This is a genomic window from Ectobacillus sp. (genome assembly GCF_056992975.1).
The window spans coordinates 1-7674 of record NZ_JBXKMX010000264.1 but is presented as its reverse complement, the minus strand read 5'-3'; the positions used below and the strand labels follow the sequence as shown (position 1 = coordinate 7674).

Here is a 7674-nt window from a genome sequence, read left to right as displayed (position 1 = left end):
GAACCTAAAATACTTCCCGGAACAAACGCAACTCCTTCCTTCATAGATTCTTCTAGTAGCTTATATTCGTCAATTGCACCGTTTATCTTACACCACAAATGGATTCCACCTTCTGGTATAAAAAATTCAATTTGGTCTCCTACTAATTCATGGAGACTGGATGTCATTTGGTCTCTCCGAAGTTTAAGCTCCTTTCGAAGCATCTGAATATGGGTATCAAAATTTCTTGATTCCATAAATTGATTTGCTACCCATTGAGGGAAAATGCTATGTCCAAAATCCACCTGTTGTTTTGCATCTGCAAGTCGCATGATAACCGATGAAGGTCCAATTACCCAACCAATTCTAAGGCCTGATGCTACTATTTTTGATAAGGAACTAATGTATAGAACATTTCCGTTGTAATCCATAGACTTTAAGGTAGCCTGTACTTCCCCATTGTATGAAGTTAAACTATACGGATCGTCTTCTATAATTGGAATACCGAATTCAGATGAAAGTTCTAGAATTTTCTTACGGCGTGTGTAAGAAAGGACAGCACCCGTTGGATTTTGATAATCCGGATTTAAAAAGATCATTCGGATTCGATGCTTCCGATGCAGTTCTATTAGGTCATCTGGATTCATACCATGCTGATCCACAGGCAAACGAAACGTTTTTAGCCCAGCAGATTGAAATATTGGAAGAGAAAAGCAATAGGACGGGTCCTCAATGGCAACCGCATCTCCCGGTTTAAGTAAACACTGCACAATGAGATGTAGGGCTTGCTGAGCACCAGATGTAATAAGAATAGAAGAAGGACTCGTTTCTATGTTCTTATATTCTTTCACGTGAGATGAAATGGTTTCCCTTAACATTTCATTTCCTTGGGGATGATCGTAGCCTAAATTTCCTAAAAATGGCTGGTTTCGTAGAATCGTACGAAATTGATTGAGTGGAAATAAACTTGGTGCCAATTCCCCGCTTGCTAAATTAATCAGGTGATCCGTTTGTGTTTCTGTCCGAATTCTCTGCACCAAAGGCTGATTGGGAAGAAAAGAACCATCCTCTACATAACGCCCCCAATTGGGAATACGTTTATGCGATATTCCCCATATATTTGTACTTACACGAGTTCCGCTTCCTTTTTTTCGGTCTACAATCCCAAGCGATTGTAATTCCTCATAGGCATTTACGACTGTGCTGCGATTGACTTGCAATTCTTTTGCCAAGGTGCGTTCCGATGGCAACAAACTGTCTGGAGAAAATATTCCAGAAGAAATACCCTGTTCAATATATTCTGCAATTTGTTTATAAATCGGCTTCTTATCGACACGATTTGGTTTCCACTCCATTAAACATTCATCCTAACTATTCATTATTTATGAAGCAATCGTGAAGGGAATCCATAGAGAAGTAGCAGTTTCTAATGCCTGCATTGTAAAAATACCTTTTTGTCTATTTACTACTAATAATAAAGATAAATCGTAAAAAGCAACCATCCAATTACGGATTTTTTTACCCATCCACTTTTCGAAAAACTGTTTAATTCCCCTTTTAAATAGTAGTATATCTATTATTCATACTGAATTAAAGCTATTAGAATCAGTATGAACTAAGCAGGAAAACAACAAAAAATAGACTGCCAAACAGAAATCTCGAAAATCAAGAATTTCTGTCCCAGTCTATTTTCATATTCGATCATCGTATAAATGGCAACGCAGTCGCTTTCTATATGTTCATCCAAGCCTCATCTGCTGGATTACGACGCCATGCTTGTAATTTCTCGCGATCCTCAGCAGAAATGATTCCTTGTTCATTAGCAACTTCAATAAGGGATGAATAATCACTTAACGAGTATGCTTCAATATTTGCCGCTTTCAGCTTTTCTTTCCCTGCTTCTAGCTCGTATGTAAAGATTGATACCACACCTACTACTTCGCATCCAGCTTCACGCAGCGCATCAACACATGTAATAACACTACCGCCAGTAGAAATTAAGTCTTCCACGACAACTACCTTCTGACCTGCTGTTACCTTACCTTCTATTTGATTTCCTTTTCCATGTTCCTTCGCTTTGCTACGAACATAGCACATTGGTGCATTCATCAAATCACTTACCCATGCCGCATGAGGAATGCCAGCTGTTGATGTTCCTGCTATTACTTCTGCGTCTGGAAAGTGAGTCACAATAAGTTGCTGCAAGCCGCGTGCAATATCCTTTCTTACTTTTGGATAAGAAAGAGTTAGACGGTTATCACAATAAATGGGCGACTTCATACCTGATGACCAAGTAAACGGCTCATTTGGTTGTAAAAACACCGCTCCGATATCTAATAAATGTGATGCTATTTCCTTTTTCATACATCAAGATCCTCCCATTGCTTTTTCACCATTTCGTACGCTTTATATGGATCATCTGCTTTTGTAATACTCCGTCCCACTACAATATAATGAGAGCCTAATTTACGTGCTAGCTTTGGCGTAGCAACGCGAACTTGATCGTTCACGTCACCTGAAACACGAATACCTGGTGTAACTGTTACAAAGTCAGTTCCGCACACGTTCTGAATGGTAGGTACCTCAAGTGCTGAGCATACTACTCCGTCCATCCCACTTTCTTTTGCTAAAGCTGCATAGTGTGACACGGTATCTTCTAGAGATTTGTCAATCCATATCTCCTCATTCATCATTGCTTGCGACGTACTCGTAAGCTGCGTAACAGCTATACAAATCGGTCGATTTCTTCCTGCCGCACCTTCCTCTAATCCTTGCAAAGCTGCTTGCATCATCTTACTACCGCCAGCAGCATGTACATTGACCATATCGACACCGAGACTTGCAAGATTCCGCATCGCACTTTTCACAGTGTTCGGAATATCGTGAAGCTTTAAATCTAAAAAAATATGGTGACCTTTTTCTTTTAAATACGTAATAATTGATGGACCTTCTTTGTAAAAAAGCTCCATACCAACCTTCACATACAATTCCTCGTCAAAATGGGAAAGAAACGATTCTACTTCTGTTTTACTTGGAAAATCAAGAGCGATGATGAGCGATTGTGACATTTTTCTTCCAGCTCCTTCCTCTGCACTCTGAAATATGATCGAATCCAAGCCGGTCTAGTACATGTGGAAGATTTTCAATAATAGTTGGACATACATACGGATCTACGAAATTTGCTGTTCCCACTGCGACCGCACTTGCGCCAGCGTAGAAAAATTCCACAACGTCTTCTGCTGTTTCAATGCCGCCCATTCCGATAATTGGAATGTTTACCGCTTGACTCACCTCATAAATCATGCGTAGTGCCACAGGTTTAATAGCAGGACCCGATAATCCTCCTGTCGTATTTGCCAAAACAGGCTTGCCAGACTTAAGATCAATCCGCATGCCGAGCAATGTGTTAATCATCGTTAACCCGTCTGCTCCAGCTGCTTCAATCGCCTTAGCAATATCAACAATATTGGTCACATTAGGAGATAGTTTCACATAGACAGGGACTTCCGAAACAGCTTTTACTTTCCGTGTTAATTCAGCCGCAATCTCTGGTACCGTTCCAAATGCAATCCCGCCTGTTTTCACGTTTGGACAAGATATGTTTAGCTCAAGCGCATGTACATTGCCAACCTTCGAAATTTGCTTTGCCACTTCCACATAATCTTCTGTCTGTGATCCTGCGACATTTGCAATAATTGGTACATCAAAGGAAGATAGCCATGCTAATTCTTCCTGTATAACCTTTTCTAAACCTGGATTTTGAAGTCCAATTGCGTTTAACATACCTGCTGGTGTTTCCGCAACGCGTGGCGTCGGATTCCCAAATCTCGGTTCAGCAGTCGTTGCCTTAATCATAATTGACCCTAGAACACTAAGATCATACAAATTCGCATATTCACGTCCAAATCCAAAGCAGCCGGATGCTGGCATCACAGGATTTTTAAGAGTAAGACCTGGGAGTTCTACTTGCAATGGATTCATAATACGACCTCCCCTGCTCGGAAGACTGGACCGTCACTACACACCTTTTTATAGGCTGTTTTATTTTCATTTACATGACAAACACACGCAAAGCAAGCACCAATTCCGCAGCCCATTCTCTCTTCAAGCGAAAGATACAGTTCACGATCTTTGTACATTGTCTCAAGAGCTTTCAGCATCACCGTTGGACCACATGCAAACATACTATCAAAATCTACTGTTTCTGTAATCGATGTAACAAACCCCTTTGTTCCATACGAACCGTCAACAGTTGCAACATAGGTTTCCCCTAAGGAAGCAAATTGTTTTTCATAAAAGACAGCCTCTTTTGTTGCAAAGCCAAGTACATGAATAACCTTCACACCATTCGCACAAAGCTGTTTGGATAATTCGTATAGCGGTGGTACACCAATCCCTCCACCTACTAAGCATGCTGTTTGTCCCTTTTGAACAGCAGATACTGGAAATCCATGTCCTAGCGGTCCAAGTACATCCACAAGATCATCTGCCTTTTTATCTGAAAGAAGCTTAGTCCCGCTTCCATCCGCACGATATAGCATTGTAAATTCGTTCTTATCCTTGTCGACATTACAAATACTAATAGGGCGCCGTAGCAGAGGAGAATGGCCCTCTGCTACTTTCACATGAACAAACTGCCCAGGTTCTTGCATTTGTTGCACCATCGTTCCTTTTAAAACAAGTTCAAATATACTCGGTGCAATTTCCTTCTGGCTTATTACTCTCATCATTTCTTTTTGTATCATGAATGAACCACCTCATGGTGTTGTAAAGATGTTTCCTTCATTTCTATTGCTGAAAATGTCATCGATTCAAGTACGCCTAGAATTGCCTTGGTTGTGTCAAGGGATGTCAAGCAGGCTACTCCGTTTTCTACAGATTCACGGCGAATGCGGAAGCCATCCCGTGCAGGTTGCTTACCCTTCGTAAGCGTATTGATAACAAATTGTGCTTTTCCTTGTCGAATAATATCAAGTAAATTATAATCCTCTGAATCAATTTTATTGACGACTTGTGCAGGTATATCATGCTGCATAAGCATTTTCGCAGTGCCGTCTGTTGCTAATATGTTATAGCCGATTTCATGGAAGCGTCTGGCAATTTCAGTTGCTTCCTCCTTGTCTTTATCAGCAACTGTAATAATCACAGATCCGTGAGTCGGAATATGAATACCAGAAGCAACAAGACCTTTATACAATGCCTTCTCTAATGTTAAATCCTTACCCATTACCTCTCCCGTAGATTTCATTTCAGGTCCGAGAGTCGTATCAACAGAGCGAAGCTTCGCAAACGAGAATACTGGAGCTTTGACAAACACTTCTTTGCGCTCTGGATGATAACCAGTAGAATAGCCAAGCTCTCCAAGCGATTTTCCAAGTATTACTTTTGTAGCGATGTTTGCCATCGGCACATTTGTAATTTTACTTAAGAACGGTACCGTCCGGCTTGATCTTGGATTTACCTCAATTACATATACTTCGTTCCGATATACAACGAACTGAATATTAAGTAGACCAATTATATTAAGTCCTTTTGCCAAGGAAATCGTGTGCTGAATAATTTTTTCTTTAATATCTGCAGCTAGACTTTGCGGAGGATACACACCAATTGAATCCCCAGAGTGAACGCCTGCTCGCTCAATATGCTCCATTATGCCTGGAATATACACGTCGATTCCATCAGAAATCGCATCCACTTCTATCTCTTTTCCGATCATGTAGCGATCAATTAAAACAGGATGTTCTGCATGAACTTTAACAGCATTTTTCATGTAGTATAGAAGTTCTTCCTTATGGTATACAATTTCCATTGCACGACCACCAAGGACATAAGAAGGACGAACAAGAACAGGATACCCAATATGTTCTGCAATGGCCACTGCTTCATCTACAGCTGTTGCAGTTTTACCTAGTGGCTGCGGAATACCTAGTTGTCTCAATGTTGTTTCAAATTTATTCCGGTCTTCTGCACGGTCTAAGTCTTCTAATGATGTTCCTAAAATTTTCACACCGCGTTCTTGCAAACTAGATGCTAAGTTAATTGCAGTCTGACCACCAAACTGTACAATTACCCCTTCTGGTTGCTCTAAATCAATGACATGCATAACATCTTCAACCGTAAGCGGCTCAAAGTATAGCTTGTCAGAAATACTGAAATCTGTTGAAACAGTTTCTGGATTATTATTAATAATAATCGCTTCATAACCGGCTTCTTTAATGGCCCATACAGAATGAACAGTTGCATAGTCAAATTCAATTCCTTGTCCGATACGAATTGGACCACTACCAAGTACGATTACGCTCTTGCGATCACTACGTATTGACTCATTCTCATCTTCGTATGTGCTGTAGTAGTAAGGGGTAGAAGATTCGAATTCTGCTGCACAAGTGTCTACCATTTTGTATACAGGTACAATATTTTCTTTTTTCCGAAGGTCATACAAATCCTGCTCTTTTTTATCCCAAACAGATGCAAGATAACGATCACTAAAGCCCATTTTTTTCGCAGCTTCTAGTACAGTTAAATCATCTTTATGAGCAAGAAGTTTTTGTTCCATATTAATAATATTTTCAATTTTTTGTAAGAAGAAGTAATCGATTTTACTCCAATTGTGGATTTCTTCTTTTGTAATACCTTGGCGCATCGCTTCTGCGATGATAAATACACGCTCATCATCTGCTTTTTCAATCCGTTTTTTCATTGTTTCTTTATCAAGTGTCTTGAGATGATCCATTTCTAGATGATACACACCAAGTTCTAGCGAACGAACAGCTTTTAGAAGAGATTCTTCCATATTTCGGCCAATCGCCATTACTTCACCAGTTGCCTTCATTTGTGTTCCTAATAATCGGTTAGCCGATTCAAATTTATCAAACGGCCAGCGAGGAATTTTTGAAACAACGTAGTCTAATGATGGCTCAAAACAAGCAAACGTCGTTTTAGTTACTGGATTAACAATTTCATCTAGCGTAAGTCCAACTGCGATTTTTGCAGCAAGCTTAGCAATCGGATAACCTGTTGCTTTAGATGCAAGTGCCGAAGAACGGCTTACGCGTGGATTTACTTCAATTACATAGTATTGGAAGCTATATGGATCAAGAGCAAGCTGAACATTGCAGCCACCTTCAATTCCTAACTTACGAATAATTTGCAATGACGTGTTACGTAACATTTGATACTCACGATCACTTAGCGTTTGGCTAGGAGCCACAACGATGGAATCACCTGTATGTACACCAACTGGATCAAAGTTCTCCATGTTACATACAACAATCGCGTTATCATTACTATCGCGCATCACTTCATATTCAATTTCTTTTAAACCAGCAATACTTTTTTCGAGTAAACATTGTGTTACTGGGCTGTGCTTCAATCCGCTCAGCACAATTTCTACAAGTTCTGCCTTATCGCTACAAATACCTCCGCCTGTTCCTCCTAAAGTAAACGCAGGTCGTACAATAACCGGATAACCGATCTTATCTACAAACTCCTCTGCTTCTTTTAAAGTATGGATAATCGTACTTTCAGGTATCGGCTCGTTCATTTCTTGCATTAAATTCTTAAATAATTCACGATCCTCTGCTTGTTGAATCGCAGAAAGCTTCGTACCTAATATTTCAACGCCGCATTCTTCAAGTACTCCTGATTCAGCCAATTGAACTGCCATATTTAAGGCTGTTTGCCCCCCTAATGTAG

At 40.2% G+C, this 7674-nt stretch carries 7 protein-coding genes; all 7 read right to left on the bottom strand.

Annotation, left to right across the window (positions count from 1 at the left end; all coding sequences use genetic code 11):
* Positions 1 to 1334: MocR-like pyridoxine biosynthesis transcription factor PdxR (gene pdxR / locus AC11ZT_RS12185; protein ID WP_484059855.1), on the bottom strand; the 1334-nt coding region annotated here is incomplete at its 3' end.
* A 27-nt stretch (positions 1335 to 1361) separates the two neighbouring features.
* Positions 1362 to 1505 (bottom strand): hypothetical protein, encoded by a 144-nt coding sequence (locus tag AC11ZT_RS12180; protein WP_484059854.1) that lies wholly within the window; start codon positions 1503 to 1505, stop codon positions 1362 to 1364.
* 205 nt (positions 1506 to 1710) lie between these two features.
* A complete protein-coding gene (gene pyrE / locus AC11ZT_RS12175; protein ID WP_484059853.1) occupies positions 1711 to 2343 on the bottom strand; it encodes an orotate phosphoribosyltransferase in 633 nt (210 codons plus the stop codon).
* Positions 2340 to 3047, bottom strand: coding sequence for an orotidine-5'-phosphate decarboxylase (gene pyrF / locus AC11ZT_RS12170; RefSeq protein ID WP_484059852.1), 708 nt, complete (start codon positions 3045 to 3047; stop codon positions 2340 to 2342). The genes pyrE and pyrF overlap by 4 nt, the downstream gene beginning before the upstream one ends.
* Positions 3019 to 3960, bottom strand: a complete 942-nt coding sequence (locus AC11ZT_RS12165; RefSeq protein ID WP_484059851.1) for a dihydroorotate dehydrogenase — start codon at positions 3958 to 3960, stop codon at positions 3019 to 3021. The genes pyrF and AC11ZT_RS12165 overlap by 29 nt, the downstream gene beginning before the upstream one ends.
* On the bottom strand, positions 3957 to 4724 hold the full coding sequence (locus tag AC11ZT_RS12160; protein ID WP_484059850.1) for a dihydroorotate dehydrogenase electron transfer subunit: 768 nt from the start codon (positions 4722 to 4724) through the stop codon (positions 3957 to 3959). The genes AC11ZT_RS12165 and AC11ZT_RS12160 overlap by 4 nt, the downstream gene beginning before the upstream one ends.
* Positions 4721 to 7674, bottom strand: a 2954-nt coding sequence (gene carB, locus AC11ZT_RS12155; protein ID WP_484059849.1) for a carbamoyl-phosphate synthase large subunit, incomplete at its 5' end; no start/stop codon positions are given. The genes carB and AC11ZT_RS12160, both read right to left, overlap by 4 nt.